This is a genomic window from Allobosea sp. AAP35, assembly GCF_001295925.1.
Lineage (GTDB): Bacteria > Pseudomonadota > Alphaproteobacteria > Rhizobiales > Beijerinckiaceae > Allobosea.
In genome coordinates, this window is record NZ_LJHQ01000079.1 from 22,763 (window position 1) to 40,642 (window position 17,880).

Below are 17,880 nucleotides of genomic sequence, written 5' to 3' on the forward strand. Positions count from 1 at the left end.
TCCGAATGAAGTCTGTCGGTGAAAACGTCATTGCGAGAAGCGCAGCGACGAAGCAATCCAGGAGTGCGGCGCGAGTGGGTCCCCTGGATTGCTTCGCGGAGCCTGTCCTTGGGCTTGCCTATGGCAAGACCCGAGGGCTCGCAATGACGGGGGCGGTGGCCCGCGCTACTCGATGACTTTAGGCACCATGAAATAATTGTCGTCGGAAGCCGGTGCGTTGGCGACGATGATGTCGGCGATCTCGCCGTCGGTGACGACGTCCTCACGCTGCTTCATCGCCATCGGCGTCACCGAGGTCAGCGGCTCGACGCCCGTGACATCGACCTCGTTGAGCTGCTCGACGAAGCCGAGGATGGCGTTGAGCTCGCCTTGCAGCTTTGGCAGATCAGCCTCCGGCACGGCGATGCGCGCCAGATGCGCGACGCGTTTGACGGTGGCGAGATCGACCGACATGGCGGGCTCCTGGATCGGGGTGGCGCGGTGCGCCAAAGGGTTGTCAGGGCTATAAGGTGAGGATCGATCGCTCGCAAGGATCGCTCGCCATTGCCGAGGGGCGCCCTAGATCGCGAACGCCTCGCCCTTCTTCGGCACCAGCGCCTGGATGTCGCTGCCCTGCAGCCCGGCGACGAAGGCGTCGGCATTGGCGTCGATCAGCGGGAAGGTGCCGTAATGGCAGGGAATCGCGACCTTTGGCTTGACGAAGCGCGTCATGGCCAGAGCCGCGACTTTGCCGCCCATGGTGAAGCGGTCGCCGACCGGGCAGATGCAGGCCTCTACGCCGTGGATCTCGCTGAGCAGTGCCATGTCGGAGAAGATGTCGGTATCGCCCATGTGCCAGAGCGTCTTCTCACCCTTCGCCTTGATGATCGCGCCATTGGCGCTGCCGACGGGTACGCTCACGCCTGCTTCGCCCATGCCGGCCGAATGGTCGGCGCGGACCCAGGTGACGCTGAACGGACCGAGATCGATGGTGCCGCCGGTGTTCACGGGCTGGAAAGCCTTCAGGCCTTTGGAGGCCAGATGCATGGCGAGATCGTAATTGGTGATGACGGTGGCGCCGGTGGTCTCGGCGATGGCGAGCGCGTCGCCGACATGGTCGCCATGGCCATGGGTGACGACGATATGGGTCACGCCTTTCGAGATCGCCGCGATATCGCCCTCGAAGACCGGGTTTCCGGTGAAAAACGGGTCGATCAGGATGACAGCGCCGTCAATCTCGGCGCGGAAGGCGGAATGGCCGTACCAGGTCAGTTTCATGGGGAGGCTCCGATGGGTCGCTCAGTCGAGATGCGCAGTGGGGTATAGATCATTCCAGTCGGGATTGGAGCGCTCGATCAGCGCAATCTTCCAGGCCCGGTGCCAGTGCTTGATGCGCTTCTCATGCGCGATAGCTTCTTCGGGATTGCTGTAATATTCAGCGTAAACGAGGCGCAACGCGCCATGGCGAGCGGCAAACTCCGAACCCCGACCCTCTCGATGGTCCGACACGCGGCGAGACAGCGAACGCGTGACGCCGACATAGAGGGTGCCGCCCTTCTTGCTCGCAAGCAGATACACCCACATCCCAGCATCCCCGCGCGGTCGTCCCGGGCGAAGCGCAGCGTAGACCCGGGACCCATTCCGGAACAGTCGCCGAAAAAGGGCGAACAGGGCGACCGGAACCCACAGGGAATCGTTCCGGAATGGGTCCCGGGTCGGCGCGGCTTGCGCCGCTTGCCCGGGACGACCACGTCAGGCTGGATACATGTGTGGTGCAGCCAGCGATTCCCATGCAAATCGACACAACCGGAAAGTTCGCCCAATGACCGATGCCGCCACCCTCGCCCGCCGGATCGCCCAGGGGCGCGGGGATGAGCCCGCCGATCTCGTCATCCGCGGGGCGCGGTTGCTGGATCTCGTCACCGGCGATCTGGTTGAGAGCGACATCGCGCTCTGCGGCGATACGATCGTCGGCACGCATGGCGCCTATCAGGGCAAGGCCGAGTTCGACGCCACCGGGCTGATCGCGGTGCCGGGCTTCATCGACACGCATCTCCATGTCGAATCCTCGCTGGTGACGCCGCTCGAGTTCGAGCGTTGCGTGCTGCCGCACGGCGTCACCACCGCGATCTGCGATCCTCATGAGATCGCCAATGTGCTCGGCGGTGAGGGCATCGGCTATTTCCTGCGCTGCGCCGAGGCGATGCGGATGGATCTGCGTATCAACCTGTCGAGCTGCGTGCCGGCGACGCATCTGGAGACGGCAGGCGCACGGCTCGATGCGGACGACCTGACGCCGATGATGTTCCATCCCAAGGTGATCGGGCTCGCCGAATTCATGAATTTCCCGGGCGTGATCCATCGAGATCCCGGCTGTCTCGCGAAGCTTTCCGCCTTCTCCGACCGGCATATCGACGGGCACGCGCCGCTGGTTCGCGGCATGGACCTCAACGCCTATCTGAGCGCGGGCATCCGCACCGACCACGAGACGACGACGGCCGACGAGGCGCGCGAGAAACTCGCCAAGGGCATGGCCATCCTGATCCGCGAGGGCTCGGTCTCGAAGGATCTGCTGCAACTGATTCCGCTGATCTCGCGTGACGCCTCGCCCTTCCTCGCCTTCTGCACCGACGACCGCAACCCGCTCGACATCGCCGAGGAAGGCCATCTGGACTTCATGATCCGCACTGCCATCGCCCGCGGCGCGGATGTTCTGGCGACCTATCGCATCGCCTCGCTCTCGGCCGCGCGGCTGTTTGGCCTGTTCGATCGCGGCTTCATCGGGCCGGGCAAGCGCGCCGACATCGTGCTGGTGGAAGATCTGGCGGCCTGTTCCGTTAAGCAGGTATTTGCTGGCGGCAGGCTGGTGGGGTCAGAGCTCTTCTCGGACCGGGCCACGATCGCACCGGTTGGGCTTGGAAGCGTCAAGAGCCGGACGCTGCTTGCGGAGGATTTCAAGGCGTTGGCGCGCGATGGCGAGACGCCCGTGATCGGTGTCGTGCCCGGCCGCATCATCACCGAGCGGCTGGCGATGCTACTGCCCGCCCGCGACGGGCAGGCCCTGCCTGATCTCGATCAGGACGCGGTCAAGGTCAGCGTGATCGAGCGGCACGGCAAGACAGGCGGCATCGCCACCGGCTTCGTGCATGGCTTCGGGATGAAGCAGGGCGCGATCGCCTCCTCGGTCGGCCATGACAGCCATAATCTCTGTGTCGTCGGTGTCGATGAGGCCTCGATGGCGGCGGCCGCCAACCGGCTGATCGAGATCGGCGGCGGCTTTGCGGTGGCAGATGGCGGTGTGGTGACGGCGGAACTCGCACTGCCGGTGGCGGGGCTGATGAGCGACCAGCCTTTCGAGACCGTGCGGCACGGGCTGGAGGACTTGAGGGCAGCGGCAAAAGCGCTCGGCGTCGTGCTGGCCGAGCCCTTCCTGCAGGTCGCGTTTTTGACCCTTCCGGTGATCCCGCATCTCAAGATCACCGACAAGGGGCTGGTCGATGTCAACGCGTTCGACTTCGTTTAGCGGCGAGTTCAGGGTTCTGGGCCCGCGGCCAGACGCGTGATAAAATGCCGGAGTCCGGATGGGAGGTTCGCGATGGACGATCCGAACACGACGCTGACCGCGACACTCGGGGACCTCGCCGAGAAGGTCGAAGAGCGGGTCCGCTCAGGCGAGTCTGCCTCGCCGAGCGACGTGGTGCGTGCCGGGTTGGAGGCGCTCGCCCGCGAGGAACGGGCGTTCGAGGCCGAGTTGAAGCGCAAGGTTGAGGAGGCGCTGGCCGATCCGCGGCCCTCGATTCCGGCCGATCAGGTTTTCGCACGATTGAGAGCCCGCCTCGACGATCGCGAGGCCCGCGAGGGTGAAACGGTATAGGATCACCTTCTCGCCGCTGGCCGAGGCGGATTTAGAAGCGATCATCGACTGGATCGCAGACTAATCCGGCATTCGGAGCCCGTGGGTTCGTCGATCGGATCGAGCGACGAATTGCATTGCTGCAAGACTTTCCCGCGCGCGGGACGGCCAGAAACGATTTGGCACCGGGCTTGCGCATCATCGGACTGGAAGCACGCGTTACGATCGCGTTTCGGATCGACGACACTGCGGTGATTATTGAACGGGTCCTTTATGGCGGGCGCGATCTGGAGCGTGCGTTTCGCCAACGAGAAGACGAGCCGCCGGACGGCTAACCTCCGCCCAGCATTTCCTCAGGCATATCAATCCCTTCGGCCCGCGCCTTGGCACGCAGAGTCAGGCGCCTGACGCCCGGCAGCCGCGTGCCCTCCTGCTCCTCGATGGCGTGGGCGAGGACGCGCATGCGCTCGTCGAACCAGTTGCCGCCCATGGCATGCGGGTCGATGGCGAGAATGAGCTGGCCGGTGTCGGGCGGGCCGCCTTCGGCGTCGAGGAAGGACGAAGCCTGGAAGCCGAAATGCGCGCCGACCAGCGCCGCCGCCAGGATCTCGACCATCATCGCCAGCGTCGCGCCCTTGGCGTCGCCCAGCGGAACCATGGTGCCGGCGAGCGCTGCGGCTGCGTCCGTCGTCGGCTTGCCGTGGACGTCGAGCGCCCAGCCCTCGGGGATCGCCTGCCCCTTCTGCTTGGCGGCGACGATGGGGCCGCGCGCAACCTTTGACAGCGCCATGTCGATGACGACCGGCTCGCGCCCGGCGAGCCGCGCGGCAAACGCGATCGGGTTGGTGCCGAAGACCGGCTTCGAGCCGCCCCAGGGCGCGATGGCGCCCGGCGTATTGGCAAACAGCATCGCGACGAGCCCCTGATCGGCGAGGCGCTCGACATGCAGGCCCGCGGCACCGCAATGGTTGGAGCGGCGGATCGGCACCGCAACGATGCCCTGTTCGCGCGCCAGCCCCGGGATCTCGGCGATGGCGAGGTCGATCGCCGGATAGGCGAAGCCGTGCCCGGCGTCGATCGCCAGCACACCGGGCTTCGGCCGGCTTGCCTTGGGCACCACCAGGCCGTTGATCTTCCCGGATTTCAGCATGGCGAGGTAGGTCGGCACCCGCGACAGGCCGTGCCCCTTCAGCCCGTCGGCTTCCGCCATCACCAGTGCCCAGGCGACGGAGGCCGCATTGGCGGGGGATGCGCCGGCGGCGGCGAAGATATCGGTCAGGCGGGCTTCGGCCCGCTCGAAGGAGACGCGGGTCACAGCCGTCCCTCCAGCGCCGCGATGACGCGTTCGGCCACCAGCCCGGAGACGCGCCCGTTGGATTCGACCGTGTTGCCGGCGATGTGGGGCGTCAGGATCAGGTTCGGCACATCCGCGAACAGCTTGCCGGCGCCGCGCAAGGGCTCCTCGGCGAAGACGTCGATCGCCGCGCCGCCGAGCTTGCCGGCCTTCAGCGCCGAGACCAGCGCCGCCTCGTCCATGATGCCGCCGCGCGCCGCATTGATCAGGATGGCGTCGGGCTTCATCCGCGCCAGCGCGTCCTTGCCGATCAGGCCCTTGGTCTCGGGCGTCAGCGGCAGATGGACGCTGATAACGTCGGAGGTCGCGAGCACGGCGTCGAGATCGAGCCGCTCGGTGCCCGCCCAGGCCTTGTCGTCGGCAGGAACGTAAGGGTCATAGGCCGCGACCGTCATGCCGAGCAGGCGGCCATGGGCCGCGGTGTCGCGGGCGATGGCGCCGAAGCCGACGAGGCCGAGCCGCTTGCCGGCGATCTCGCGGCCAATCAGCTTGGTCTTGGGGAATTCGCCCGCCACCATGGCGGCATTGGCGAAATAGGCGCCGCGCAGCAGCATCATGGCGCTGCCGATGACATACTCCACCACGGAGAGGCTATTTGCTCCCGTCGCCGGGAAGACCTTGATGTCGCGCGCGCCGCAGGCATCCATGTCGATGTTGTCGAGCCCGACGCCGAGACGGCCGACGACCTTGAGCTTCGTTGCCGCGGCCAGCACGTCCCCCCTCACCTGAGTCTGGTTGCGCACGATCAGGGCGGGGACCTCGGCGATCAGCCTCGCCAGTTCGTCCGGCTTGCCGAAAAGCTCGGCGTCGTGATGGACGCTGTAGCGGGCGCTGAGCATGGCGACGGCCGCCTCGTCCATGAATTCCGTGATGACGATATCGGTCATGGATGCAGCCTTTCAGACAATATGACGGTCAGCCCAGTACGATCAGGCCGCCGGTGACGATTACGAGGATGACGAGGCTGGTCCCGGTGACCAGCACCATATGGCGCCAGCCGAGCCTGGCCATGGCGCCCAGCGAGGTGCCCAGCCCAAGCGCCGCGATGGCGATGAGCAGGCCCCAGCCCGAGATCGCCAGCAGTACCGTGCGGATCGGCTGGTAGAGATCGGCCAGGGCCGGCTGAATGGCCAGCACGCTGTTCACCAGGCACAGCACCAGGAACATGATGGCGAAAACCGGGACCGGGACCTTGGCCTTCTCCGCGACATTGCCGGCGAGCCGGGCTTCGTCGCGCAGCAGCCACCAGCCGACGATCAGCACGGCGGGCAGCAGCAGGAACACCCGGAACAGCTTGACGATGATCGCGGCATTTGCCGCCTCGACCGACACCGCCTGCCCCGCACCGACGACCTGGGCCACGTCATGGATGGTGGCGCCGAGCATGATTCCGGTCTGTGCCGGCGTGAAGCCGAGCCAGACGCAGATCAGCGGATAGGCCAGCATCGCCAGTGTCGAGAGCGCGTTCATGGCGATGACGGTGAAGGCGACGTCCGCGGCCTTGGTCTTGTAATCGGGCACGACGGTGGCGGTGGCGAGCGCGGCCGATGCGCCGCAGACGGCGGTCGCGACACCACCGAGCGCGCCCATGCCGGTCTCGCGGCCGAGCCAGCGTGCCAACAAAAATCCCGAGGCAATGGTCGCCGCCATCGCGAAGATCACCAGCAGCGCCGTTGTCAGGCCCAGCGCGATGATGTCGCCGAGCGCGACGCGAAGGCCCAGCAGCGCGATCGCCCAGCGCAGCATCTTCTTGACGCAGAAGGTCATGCCGGGCTGGAAGCGCGGCGCATTGGCAAAGGGATGCAAAAGCATGCCGATGATCAGCGCGATCACGACGGCGGGGATGCCGAAACGACCGCCGGCGGCGGATTTCACCAACGGCTCGGCGAGATAGGCGGCCACTGCGACCGCAGCCGAGAGCGCGATGCCGTCGAGGAGCGGACGCCAGGCACTGACGCGGGCGGTCGTCGCGATGGACAAGACTGGAAGCTCCCGAGGTTTCGGCCGGAGCGAAAAGACGCAGCCGGGGCGGCGGACAGGCCGCCCCGGCTGTTAGCGGCTCAAGCGCTGCGGTAGAGCTTGGTCATCGAGAATTCGCGGTGGCCCAATGCTTCCGCCGCAGTCAGGCGGCCATTGGCGGTGCGCACGATGTTCTCGATCAGGGCGTCGCCCGCCTGCGGGATCGTCATGTCGCGGCGCAGGATGCCCGAGACGTCGACGTCGATGTGCTCCGGCATGGTGCGCATCGTCTTGGGGTTGCCGGTGATCTTGATCACGGGCACGATCGGGTTGCCGATGACGTTGCCCTGACCGGTCGGGAAGGTGTGGACGACATAGCCGCCCGCCGCCATCAGGGTCACGCATTCAGCCGCCGCCGAGGAGGTGTCCATGTAGTAGAGGCCAGGACCCTTGGTCGGCGCTTCCGCCGGCTGCAGGATGTCGATGAATTTGCACTCCCGGCCGATCTTTTCCAGGTTGCCGAGAGCCTTTTCCTCGATCGTTGTCAGGCCGCCGGCGATGTTGCCCTTGGTCGGCTGCGAATCCGAGAGATCGTCGGTCTTGTGGGCCTCAATGACATCATCCTGATAGGCCTTCCACATCTTGTACCAGCGCTCGCCGACTTCGGGAGTCGCGGCGCGCGCCTTGCAGAGATGCTCGGCGCCGGTGATCTCGGAGGTCTCGCCGAAGACGCCGTAGACGCCGCGCGGGATCCATTTGTCATACATGTTGCCGACGGTCGGGCAGGAGGACAGGCCGGTGGTGGTGTCGGATTCACCGCATTTCGTGGACACCCAGAGCTCCTCGATGCCGCAGGTTTCGCGCTGCAGCTCGGTCGCCCACTGCACGAACTCCTTGGCGACATAGGAGGCCTTGGCGATCGTGGCGATGTCGCCATGGCCCTCGATGCCGAAGCCGACGACCGGCTTGCCGGTCTTGGCGATGCCGTCGACGACGCGCTTGGTCCAGCCATCCTCGATGCCGATGACTACGACGGCGGCGACGTTGGGGTTGGAACCCGTGCCGATCAGGGTGCGGAAATGGATTTCCAGATCCTCGCCGAACTGCAGGCGGCCATAGGCGTGCGGGATCGCCAGCGTGCCCTTGACGTTGTTGGCCACGGCCTCGCAGGCGGCATTGGAGAGATCGTCGAGCGGCAGCAGCAACACATGGTTGCGCACGCCGACGCGGCCGTTTTCACGGCGCCAGCCGTTGAAGGAATCGAGGCTTGGGCCGGTCGGGCGCTTGACCATCGGCGCCTTGAAGGCCGGGGCCTCGATCTGCCTGCCCTTGAAATCTTCGAGCGTCCCTTTGACGAGGTCGAAATTGGCAACGATGGACATGGGGTGTTTCCTCTTGTGCCTGGCGGGCTCGACCTTGCCGGGAGCCCGTTCTGGTTGGGATCAGCTGGAAATCGACAGAGCCGTGCTCACCAGCGCTTGGTCTTGGCGTTGTGGACATGCAGGTGCTCGCCCTGCTTCACATCATCCTTGGCCTGGCCGATGTCCTGGCCGTATTTCCAGATCGTCTCGCCCTTGGCGATATCCTTCAGCGCGACCTTGTGGCCGATCGGGATGTCCATCTTGGCGGTCAGCTTGAAATCGGAATTGTCGTGGGTCACGACGCACAGCATCTCGGTGCCAGCCTTCAGACCTTCGACGACGACGACGCCGACGGTGTCCTTTGCCTCGTGAACCAGGAGGTGGGGCATGCTCATGGGTGTCTCCTCACAGTCGATTCTTATCCGGTTCCCATCCGCAATTCAGGACTCGACCGGCCTTGCAACAAGTCTTATATAAGACACATGACTGAGCACAAGCTCGAAAATGCAACGGGTCCCGAAACGCCCGCCGGAGCCGAAATCCTTGGATTTCGACCGCTCTACCGGCAGGTGAAGGACCAGTTTGTGCGCCGACTCATGGACGGCCGATGGCTGCCGGGAATGGCGATTCCCAGCGAAGGTCAGCTTGCCGGGGAGATCGGCGTGAGCCAGGGCACGGTCCGCAAGGCGCTCGATGAGCTCGCCGCCGAGAACCTGCTGGTGCGCCGCCAGGGCCGCGGGACCTTCGTCGCCGAGCATGATGAGCAGCGCATCCTGTTCCAGTTCTTCAAGCTGGTCTCGGATGACGGCGTCGCTCGCTTTCCCGACAGCCAGGTGCTGGACATGGTGAAGGCCACCGTGGACGCCACCGAGCGCACCGCGCTCAATCTCGCCGCCGAGGCCGAGGTCATCCGCATCCGCCGGATCCGCTCGCTCGGCGGCAAGCCGCTGATCCTCGAGACGATCAGCCTGCCCGCCCTGGTGTTTCCGGGTCTCGCGGACGGGCCGGTGCCCAATAATCTCTACAGCTTGTTTGCGACGCGCTATGGCATCACCATCGCCAACGCCTGCGAGCGTCTCAAGGCCGTGGCGCTGAAGGGCGACGAGGCCCAGCTTCTGGGCGTCGCGACGGGCACACCGGCTCTCGCGATCGACCGTATCGCGCTTTCGCTCGACGGTTCAGCCGTCGAGCGACGTCTCAGCCTGTGTTTGACCGAGGAGGCTCACTACCAGTCCGATCTGCGCTGACGCGTTCGAGGTCTACGAACTTACCCACCCAAGCCGACACAGATCGGCCGTTCAACACGACCCAAGGAGGATACGCATGAGCATGACCAAACGGGCAGCCCTTGCCGGGCTGCTGACCTTGACCCTGTCTGCGCCAGCACTGGCGCAGGCTTACCCGACCAAGCCGATCACGGTGATCGTCTCCTACGCCGCGGGCGGGCCCAGCGACGTTATCGCCCGCCTGCTCGGCGAGCAGATGAGCAAGACGCTTGGCCAGACCGTGATGATCGAGAATGTCGCCGGAGCCGGCGGAACGGCAGGCGCCAAGCGACTGGCGGCAGCCGAGCCGGATGGCCACACCATCCTGATCCACCATCTCGCGCTGGCGGCCGCGCCGTCGCTCTACAACAATCTCGGCTATGATACGAAGACGGCCTTCGCCCCGATCGGGCTGGTCAATACCGGGCCGATGGTGATCGCCAGCAAGCTCGCCTTGCCGCCGACCGACGCCAAGGCGTTCTTCCCCTATATCAAGGAGAATGCGCAGAAGCTGACGATCGCCCATGCAGGCGTCGGCTCGAACTCGCATCTCTGCGCGGTTTTGATGTCGCAGCAGCTCGGCGCCAAGTTCAACCAGGTCGCCTATCGCGGGACGGGGCCGGCGATGAACGACCTGGTCGGCGGCCAGATCGACATCCTCTGCGACCAGTCGACCTCGGCGATCCCGCAGATCCAGGGCAAGAGCATCCGCGCCTATGCCGTGACCTCTGCCCAGCGGCTCGACGTGCTGCCCGAGACGCCGACGATGGCCGAAGCCGGCGCCAAGCTCGACATGACGATCTGGCACGGGCTCTACGCCCCCAAGGGCACGCCGACACCGGTGCTCGACAAGCTGAACGCGGCGCTGCGCGGTGCGCTGAAGGACCCTGCCGTCGTCGAGAAGTTCAAGGCTTTCGGAACCAGCACGTTTCCCGAAGGCGAACTGACCCGCGAGGCGCATGCCAAGCTGTTTGCCGCCGAGGTCGACAAATGGGCGGCTTCGCTGGCAGCCGCCGGCGTCAAGCCGCAGGGCTGACGCCTGGTCTGTGTTGCTTCGACCATGGCATGCGCCGCTCGCCTCGCGCGGCGGCGCATGCTACCGGCCTGCCCATGTCCAGCAATGTCGTTCCGCTCGAAACCTTCATAGGCTTGCCAGACCACGCCAGGCTGCTGGGCCTCGATCTTGGCACCAAGACGATCGGGCTCGCGCTGTCTGACGTCGAGCGCCAGATCGCGACACCGCTCGAGACGATCCGCCGGGTCAAGTTCAGCCTCGATGCCGTTGCGCTTCTGAAAATCGCCGACAAACACGCCGTGGCCGGTCTGATCATTGGCCTGCCGCTGAACATGGACGGGACCGAGGGCCCGCGCGTGCAATCGACGCGCGCCTTCGTGCGCAATCTCGTGCCCCTGACAAGCCTGCCGATCGCCTTCTGGGACGAGCGCCTCTCGACCATGGCCGTGACTCGGACCCTGCTCGACGCCGACGCCTCGCGCGCCAAACGCGCCGCCGTTGTCGACAAGATGGCGGCCGCCTACATCCTGCAGGGCGCGCTCGACCGGCTGATGCGGATGCCGGCGAGCCCCGACGACGCGGCCTGATTCAGGTAGCCGCCTTACCATGGCGGCATGAAAAAACCCGCGCGCCAGAGGCGCGCGGGCGTCGTGTTTGAACAGTCGACCTCAACGATGGTCGCGGAAGTCGTAGGCCGGGCGGCCGTAGTATCGCCGATAGACCGGCGCCGGGGCATAGACCGGAGCGGGCGCGTAGTAGACTGGCCCCGGGGCATAGACCGGAGCCGGCGCGTAGTAGCCATTGTCGTAGTAGGGGTCGGCATAGGCCCTGCGCTGCGAGGCAATGACCGCCGCGCCGAGAATGCCGAGGCCGACGCCGGCTGCGATGCCCGCGCCGCGATTGCCGCGATGCCAGCCGCCGCGATAGCCGCCACGGTATCCATGATACTGGGTGAATTCGGCGTTCGCCTGATCGAGCCTGGCGGCATCGAAGCTCTTGGGTGCGCCCGACGCAAACGCGGGTGCCACGAGAGCAGCGGAGGCGACGCTCACCGAGGCGAGCGCGACAATGGCGGTCTTCCTGAGCGACATCATGATGGATCTCCTGTCGCCGGGATGATCCCGACTTGGCCGCCAGGATCGTTCCAGGCGCTTGAATGCCGCGTGAACCGATCGCGGCGGGAATGCGGCAGGCGCAGGGCCCCCCGGTGATGCGCCCCTTGCCGGTCACAGACTGCCGTGAAAGGAGTGGCAGCACGACCTCGTGAAGATGCTTTGCCTGCCGGTTAGAACGCCAAGGCGCGTGTCCAGTTCCCACCGCCCGCGAGCCCTCAGGGCTTTTCAACGCGGCGCCCTGTCCCACCTCGCTGCTGTCCCCCTCATGCTGTCCAGTCTGATCGCCGTCTTCCTCGTCATCGCCACGGGTTGGGCTCTGAAAGCGCGGGGAACGGTCTCGCCGGCGCATTGGCTGGGTGTCGAGCGGCTGACCTATCAGGTGCTGTTCCCTGCGGTCGTGATCCACACGCTGGCGGTGGCCGATCTCGGCGCGCTGCCGGTGCTGGCGATGGGCATGAGCCTCGTGCTGGCGATCGTGACTGTGGCCGGTCTGCTCCTGGCATCGCGGCCGCTGCTGGCGCGCGCGGGCATCGAAGGGCCGGCCTTCACCTCGATCTTCCAGGGCTCGATTCGCTGGAACACCTTCATCGCGCTGGCGCTGGCGGCAGGGCTGCAGGGACGCGACGGCACCACTCTGATGGCGATCGCGGTCGCGGCGATGATTCCCTTGCTCAACGTGCTCTGCGTGCTGGTGCTGGCACGCTTCGCCCATGGCAAGCCGATGAGCCCCTCGGCGACGATCCGGTCGATCCTGTTCAATCCCTTCATCTGGTCGTCCGCCGTCGGGCTGGCCCTCAACCAGATGCAATGGATGCTGCCGGTGGCGATCGTCACCTATCTCGACGTGATGGGACGGGCCGCGCTCGGCGTCGGGCTGCTCGCGGTGGGCGCTGGGCTCGACCTGCGCAGCCTGGCGCGGCCTCGCCTCGCGCATTGCATCGCAATCGGCGTCAAGCTCGTGGTGATGCCGCTGCTGGCCTGGACGATCGCGCGCTATCTGGGACTGTCGGGGCCCGCCCTGACCATGACAGTCGTCGCCGCCTCGGTGCCGACAGCCACTGCAGCCTATTTTCTCGCACGCGATCTGGGCGGAGATGCCCCGCTGATGGCGGAAATCACCACGCTGCAGACTTTGCTCGCCCTCGCGACCCTGCCGATGGCGGTGCTTTTCCTGGGTTGAACCGATCCCGATGCTTGAGATCGAAGGGTGATACACGTTATGATTGCATCGCCCTGACACGCCTTCGATGGTCGATGACGCGTCCTGGCCCTTCGGCCTTGCCCATGACTTTCAAGGGACGCTCGGTGATGACGCCTAAAGGACGCAATCAGCTGGCTTCGCATGACCATCCATCATCGAGCGGCCTCGATACCGAGTTGGTCACCGGCGCGAGGTACCCTGGTCGCCGCGAGACAGCCTCATGGGAGGCCACACCGCGCGAAGTCGCCGGATATATCGAGGGTCTCACTGCATCCCTGCGAGGGATGGCGCAGGCGGCGAAACTCGACAGCCTCGCCTATTTTCTCGAAATGGCACGGCTGGAAGCGTCGATCCAGCGAGAACGTCCCGGTCATCCGGGGCAGGAAAACGGTTCCGCACAAACGCGTTAGCCAAGCATCGACGAAGCCAGCGACGCCATCGAAAGTCGTTGCCGGCAAGGATTGCCGTCGCGCGACGCCTCAGGCTTCGGTCCTTGACAGCGTCCCTCCGGGGTGACGCCGGATCAGTTGGTCAAGCTCGAGGTCGAGCAGGGTCTGGCTGATCTCCCGCGCCGATCGCCCGCTCGCGCGGACGAGGTCATCCACCGAGATCGGTGCGCCTCCGAGAAGCTGGAGGATCAGCCGGCGGTCATCGACCACCTCGGCAGCCCCCGCGATCACGCCCCCGCTGTGGTCCGGCTCGGGAATCGCCGCCGAGGGGGCGGCTTCGATTCCAGGCAGATCGAGCTCGTCCCACAGCGCCTCGGTCATCGGATCGGCGCCACTGTCACGCATGCTCGGTGGCGGCGAGAGGAAGCCTTCGTCCCCATCGAGCAGCGGTGTCAGCGCTTCGATCACGTGGGAGGCATCGGCACAGAGCGTCGCGCCCTCCCGGATCAGATGGTTGCCGCCCTCGGCGCGCGGGTCCAGCGGCGAGCCCGGCACCGCGAAAACGAGCCGACCCTGCTCGTTGGCAAAGCGGGCCGTGATCAGAGAGCCGGATTTGCGCGCGGCCTCGACCACCACCGTTCCCAGCGAAAGCCCCGAGACCAGGCGGTTCCGGCGGGGAAAATCACGACCGCGCGGCGCGAGCCCCAGCGGCATCTCGCTGATCGCAGCGCCCTGCTCCAGCAGGCGATGCAGAAGCGGAAGGTTCTGCGGCGGGTAGACCTCGTCGAGCCCGCCGGCGAGGACCGCGATGGTCCCGGTCGCAAGGCTGGCCTCATGGGCCGCGGTGTCGATACCGCGCGCCAGGCCCGAGACGATGGCGAAGCCGGCTTCACCGAGATCGCGGGCAAGGCGGGCGGTGAATTTCATGCCGGCGGCGGAGGCGTTGCGCGAACCCACCAGCGCAACGCAGGGGCGCAGCAACACCGGCGCCTGCCCCAGCAGCGCCAGCAGCGGCGGCGCGGAGTCGATTGCCTGGAGGGGCCGCGGGTATTGCGCCTCGCCGAGCGCGATCATCCGCCCGCCGAGCCGACGCAGCGTTTCCATCTCGCGCTCGGCTTCGGCCATCGTGCAGATGCGGATCGCGCGGCCGGCCTGCCGGCCGAGATCCGGCAATGCGTCGAGCGCGGCAGCGGCGCCACCAAAGCGGTTCATCAGCGAGCGGAAGGTGCGCGGGCCGACGCTTTCGCTGCGGATCAGGCGGAGCCAATCGAGGCGCTGGCGATCGGTGAGGACGATGCCAGCCATGGCGTTTCAGCCCTTCTGCCCGATCTTGCCCTCGCTGCCGGAGAGCAGCCGGGCGATGTTGCCTCGATGCATGAACCAGAGCAGGCAGGCCAACGCCGCCATCAGCAGCGCCGCCTGCCGGTTGCCTGCAGCGAACCAGAGCATCACCGGCGTCGCGACGCTCGCCACAAGGGCCGCCAGCGAGGAGTATTTCGAGACTTTCGCGACAGACAGCCAGATAGCCGCGAAGGCCAGTGCGACGGGCCAGGCCAGCCCGATCAGGACGCCGAGATAGGTCGCGACGCCCTTGCCACCCTTGAAGCCGATCCAGACCGGGAAGAGATGGCCGAGAAAGGCGCCGAGCCCAGCGACAAGCGCGGCCTGGGGCCCCCCGAGCGCGAAATAGCCGACCAGCACGGCGACCGTGCCCTTCAGCATGTCGCCCAGCAATGTCAGGGCCGCAAGCTTCTTGTTTCCGGAACGCAGGACGTTGGTGGCGCCGATATTGCCCGAGCCGATGCTGCGCGGATCAGGCCCGCCGCTCAGCTTCGTCAGGACGATGCCGAAGGGAATCGAGCCGAGCAAATAGCCAATGACGAGCGCCGCGGCAAAAGCGGGCCAGGACAGGCCCCAACTCATAAGATCCGACATGCAGCCCTCTCGTCGCGCTCGCGCAGCGTAGCCTAAGCCGCAGAAGCCTCATAGACCCCGCGACCACCGACGAAGGTGATCTGCACGATGCCTTCCAGCCGCGCCTCGTCAAAGGGCGAGTTCTTGGCGCGCGACTTCAGCTTGCGTTTGTCGACGACATAGGGTGCGTCGATGTCGAGCAGCATCAGATCAGCCGGGGCGCCGGGGGCCAACCTCCCGCAGCCGAGGCCGAGCAGATTGGCGGGCCGCGTCGAGAGCGCCGCCAGCAGGTCCGGCAGGGCGATCTGGCCGGCCTGGACCAGGCGCAGCGAGGCCGAGAGCAAGGTCTCGATGCCGAGCGCGCCATCGGCGGCCTCCGCGAAGGGCTGGCGCTTGGTCTCGACATCTTGCGGGTCGTGATCGGAGACGACGACGTCGATGACGCCCTCGGCCAGCGCCGCGACCAGGGCCAGGCGCTCCTGTTCGTCGCGCAGCGGCGGCGAGACCTTGCAGAAGGTGCGGTAGTCGCCGACGTCGTTCTCGTTCAGCGTCAGATTGTTGATCGAGGCGCCGCAGGTGACGCGCAACCCTTCGGCCTTGGCCCGACGCACGAGCTCGATCGAGTCGGAACACGAGATCATCGCGGCGTGGTAGCGGCCGCCGGTTGCCCTTGCGAGGCGGATATCGCGCTCCAGCATGACCGTTTCGGCCTCGCGCGGAATGCCCGGCAGGCCCCTGCGGCTGGCGAATTCGCCTTCGTTCATCACGCCGGAACCGCGCAGATCCGGGTCCTCGACATGGTTCATGATCAGAGCGTCGAAGTCGCGGGCATAGATCATCGCACGGCGCATGATCTGCGGGTTGCGCAGCGCCTTGGCGCCATCGCCGAAGGCGACCGCGCCGGCTTCCAGCAGCAGGCCGAACTCGGTGATCTCCTTGCCTTGGAGCCCCTTCGTCAAGGCGGCGCAGGGCAGCACGTTGACGATCGCTTTGTCGCGGGCGCGTCGCTTGATGAAGTCGATGATCGCGGGGTCGTCGATCGGCGGATCGGTATCCGGCCGGCAGACGATGGTGGTGACGCCGCCCGCTGCGGCGGCTTGCGAGCCTGTCCCCAGGGTCTCGCGGAATTCGGCGCCGGGCTCGCCGAGGAAGGCGCGCAGATCGACGAGGCCGGGTGCGACGACGAGCCCGCGCGCATCGATGCGCCGAACGTCCTCGCCGGTCTCGGGCGCGGCGCCCCACTCGACCGAGGCGATGACGCCGCCGCGCAGCAGCAGCGAGCCGCGCCCTTCGCGGCCCGTGGCGGGATCGACGAGGCGCGCATCGAGGATCGCGACGTCCTGCAGCTCGGCCATGCCCGGCTCCATTCGCTCAGACATTGGGCAGATGCTGCGCCAGCGCGTCGAGCACCGCCATGCGCACCGCCACGCCCATCTCGACCTGCTCGCGGATCAGCGACTGGGCGCCGTCGGCGACCTCGGAGGAGATCTCGACGCCGCGGTTCATCGGCCCGGGATGCATCACCAGGGCGTCGGCCTGCGCCCGCTGCAGCTTCTCGCGATCGAGGCCAAAATAGCGGAAATACTCTTTCGAGGAGGGCACGAAGGCGCCATGCATGCGCTCGAGCTGAAGGCGCAGCATCATCACGATGTCAGCGCCTTCCAGCCCCTTGTTCATGTCGGTGAAGATCTCGACACCCATGCGCTCGATGCCGGCGGGCAGCAGCGTCGAGGGTGCGATCAGCCGGACCTTCGCGCCGAGCGCGTTCAGCAGGATGATGTTGGAGCGGGCCACGCGCGAATGCAGGATGTCGCCGCAGATCGCCACCGTCAGCCCCATGATCCGCCCCTTGTTGCGGCGGATGGTCAGCGCGTCCAGCAGGGCCTGGGTCGGGTGCTCATGGGCGCCGTCGCCGGCATTCACCACCGAACAGCCGACCTTGCGGGCGAGCAGATTGACCGCGCCCGCCGCATGATGGCGCACGACGATGATGTCGGGCCGCATCGCGTTCAGTGTGGCAGCGGTGTCGATCAGCGTCTCGCCCTTCTTCACGGACGACGAGGCAACGGACATGTTCATGACGTCGGCGCCCAGCCGCTTGCCAGCCAGTTCGAAGGAGGCCTGCGTGCGCGTCGAGGGTTCGAAGAACAGGTTGATCTGGGTGCGGCCGCGCAGCGTCGCCGTCTTCTTCTCGACCTGGCGGGAGAGCGCGACGTAGTCGTCGGCGCGGTCCAGCAGCGCTTCGATGTCCAAATGGGAGAGCCCCTCGATGCCGAGGAGATGCCGGTGCGGATAGAGCGGGGCTGGCGATGTCATTTGAAGAGGGGTGTTTAGGCGCGAGTCGGCCGGGGCGCAAGCGTGCGATAGCATAAGCCCACATGCGGTTTGCCGGCTGGTGGCGCGGGGCGAAGGACGCTACGCCTTATGGTCTGGCGGCTGTGCCGCTATCTGGTCTGGCGGCTGTGCCGCTATCTG

General features: G+C 66.4%; 21 protein-coding genes. 8 read left to right on the forward strand and 13 right to left on the reverse strand.

What is annotated here, in order from left to right; genetic code table 11:
- Nucleotides 1–165 precede the first annotated feature (165 nt).
- From gatC to IP69_RS20920, 3 genes are all read right to left on the reverse strand, one after another.
- A complete protein-coding gene (gene gatC / locus IP69_RS20910) occupies nt 166–453 on the reverse strand; it encodes an Asp-tRNA(Asn)/Glu-tRNA(Gln) amidotransferase subunit GatC (protein ID WP_054144763.1) in 288 nt (95 codons plus the stop codon).
- Nucleotides 454–558: 105 nt separating this feature from the next.
- Entirely contained in the window at nt 559–1,257 is a 699-nt protein-coding gene (locus IP69_RS20915; protein ID WP_054144764.1) for a metal-dependent hydrolase, read from the reverse strand.
- A 21-nt stretch (nt 1,258–1,278) separates the two neighbouring features.
- Entirely contained in the window at nt 1,279–1,563 is a 285-nt protein-coding gene (locus IP69_RS20920; protein WP_054144765.1) for a GIY-YIG nuclease family protein, read from the reverse strand.
- 238 nt (nt 1,564–1,801) lie between these two features.
- Here IP69_RS20920 and ade point away from each other — a divergent pair, with 238 nt between their 5' ends.
- From ade to IP69_RS22455, 3 genes are all read left to right on the forward strand, one after another.
- Nucleotides 1,802–3,502: an adenine deaminase gene (gene ade / locus IP69_RS20925; RefSeq protein WP_054144766.1), complete on the forward strand. Its 1,701-nt coding sequence runs from the start codon at nt 1,802–1,804 to the stop codon at nt 3,500–3,502.
- 72 nt (nt 3,503–3,574) lie between these two features.
- Nucleotides 3,575–3,853, forward strand: a complete 279-nt coding sequence (locus IP69_RS20930; RefSeq protein WP_054144767.1) for a hypothetical protein — start codon at nt 3,575–3,577, stop codon at nt 3,851–3,853.
- Nucleotides 3,854–3,969: 116 nt separating this feature from the next.
- Nucleotides 3,970–4,167, forward strand: a complete 198-nt coding sequence (locus IP69_RS22455; RefSeq protein WP_248306925.1) for a hypothetical protein — start codon at nt 3,970–3,972, stop codon at nt 4,165–4,167.
- Here IP69_RS22455 and IP69_RS20940 read toward each other — a convergent pair.
- The 5 genes from IP69_RS20940 to IP69_RS20960 all read right to left on the reverse strand — a co-directional run bounded on the left by IP69_RS20940 (nt 4,164) and on the right by IP69_RS20960 (nt 8,901).
- The gene (locus IP69_RS20940) at nt 4,164–5,147 is read right to left on the reverse strand and encodes an Ldh family oxidoreductase (RefSeq protein ID WP_054144768.1); all 984 of its coding nucleotides are present in this window, start codon (nt 5,145–5,147) and stop codon (nt 4,164–4,166) included. The genes IP69_RS22455 and IP69_RS20940 overlap by 4 nt on opposite strands.
- The gene (locus tag IP69_RS20945; RefSeq protein WP_054144769.1) at nt 5,144–6,073 is read right to left on the reverse strand and encodes a hydroxyacid dehydrogenase; all 930 of its coding nucleotides are present in this window, start codon (nt 6,071–6,073) and stop codon (nt 5,144–5,146) included. Before IP69_RS20945 ends, IP69_RS20940 begins: the two co-directional genes overlap by 4 nt.
- A 28-nt stretch (nt 6,074–6,101) precedes the next feature.
- Nucleotides 6,102–7,166, reverse strand: a complete 1,065-nt coding sequence (locus IP69_RS20950) for a putative sulfate exporter family transporter (protein ID WP_248306926.1) — start codon at nt 7,164–7,166, stop codon at nt 6,102–6,104.
- Nucleotides 7,167–7,246: 80 nt separating this feature from the next.
- Nucleotides 7,247–8,437 (reverse strand): UxaA family hydrolase, encoded by a 1,191-nt coding sequence (locus IP69_RS20955; protein ID WP_054144780.1) that lies wholly within the window; start codon nt 8,435–8,437, stop codon nt 7,247–7,249.
- Between the two features lie 176 nt (nt 8,438–8,613).
- Nucleotides 8,614–8,901 carry a UxaA family hydrolase gene (locus tag IP69_RS20960; protein WP_054144770.1) on the reverse strand — a complete coding sequence of 96 codons (288 nt, stop codon included), beginning with the start codon at nt 8,899–8,901 and terminating at the stop codon, nt 8,614–8,616.
- Between the two features lie 87 nt (nt 8,902–8,988).
- Between IP69_RS20960 and IP69_RS20965 the strand changes: the two genes are divergently transcribed.
- From IP69_RS20965 to ruvX, 3 genes are all read left to right on the forward strand, one after another.
- Entirely contained in the window at nt 8,989–9,753 is a 765-nt protein-coding gene (locus IP69_RS20965; protein ID WP_054144771.1) for a GntR family transcriptional regulator, read from the forward strand.
- Nucleotides 9,754–9,829: 76 nt separating this feature from the next.
- Entirely contained in the window at nt 9,830–10,807 is a 978-nt protein-coding gene (locus IP69_RS20970; protein ID WP_054144772.1) for a tripartite tricarboxylate transporter substrate-binding protein, read from the forward strand.
- 74 nt (nt 10,808–10,881) lie between these two features.
- Entirely contained in the window at nt 10,882–11,373 is a 492-nt protein-coding gene (gene ruvX, locus IP69_RS20975) for a Holliday junction resolvase RuvX (protein ID WP_054144781.1), read from the forward strand.
- 81 nt (nt 11,374–11,454) lie between these two features.
- On the opposite strand, the gene IP69_RS20980 is transcribed toward ruvX, so the two are convergent.
- Nucleotides 11,455–11,880, reverse strand: a complete 426-nt coding sequence (locus IP69_RS20980; protein WP_054144773.1) for a hypothetical protein — start codon at nt 11,878–11,880, stop codon at nt 11,455–11,457.
- A gap of 286 nt (nt 11,881–12,166) precedes the next feature.
- Here IP69_RS20980 and IP69_RS20985 point away from each other — a divergent pair, with 286 nt between their 5' ends.
- Entirely contained in the window at nt 12,167–13,081 is a 915-nt protein-coding gene (locus IP69_RS20985) for an AEC family transporter (protein WP_054144774.1), read from the forward strand.
- 104 nt (nt 13,082–13,185) lie between these two features.
- Nucleotides 13,186–13,512, forward strand: coding sequence for a hypothetical protein (locus IP69_RS22045; RefSeq protein WP_156323594.1), 327 nt, complete (start codon nt 13,186–13,188; stop codon nt 13,510–13,512).
- Nucleotides 13,513–13,581: 69 nt separating this feature from the next.
- On the opposite strand, the gene dprA is transcribed toward IP69_RS22045, so the two are convergent.
- Genes dprA through IP69_RS21005 form a run of 4 tightly spaced genes read right to left on the reverse strand, consistent with a single transcriptional unit; the run spans nt 13,582 to nt 17,721 of the window.
- Nucleotides 13,582–14,787, reverse strand: coding sequence for a DNA-processing protein DprA (gene dprA / locus IP69_RS20990; protein WP_054144782.1), 1,206 nt, complete (start codon nt 14,785–14,787; stop codon nt 13,582–13,584).
- 15 nt (nt 14,788–14,802) lie between these two features.
- Entirely contained in the window at nt 14,803–15,426 is a 624-nt protein-coding gene (gene plsY, locus IP69_RS20995; protein WP_054144775.1) for a glycerol-3-phosphate 1-O-acyltransferase PlsY, read from the reverse strand.
- A 32-nt stretch (nt 15,427–15,458) separates the two neighbouring features.
- Nucleotides 15,459–16,760 (reverse strand): dihydroorotase, encoded by a 1,302-nt coding sequence (gene pyrC / locus IP69_RS21000; protein WP_054144776.1) that lies wholly within the window; start codon nt 16,758–16,760, stop codon nt 15,459–15,461.
- Between the two features lie 16 nt (nt 16,761–16,776).
- Nucleotides 16,777–17,721, reverse strand: coding sequence for an aspartate carbamoyltransferase catalytic subunit (locus IP69_RS21005; protein WP_054144777.1), 945 nt, complete (start codon nt 17,719–17,721; stop codon nt 16,777–16,779).
- Nucleotides 17,722–17,880: the final 159 nt, after the last annotated feature.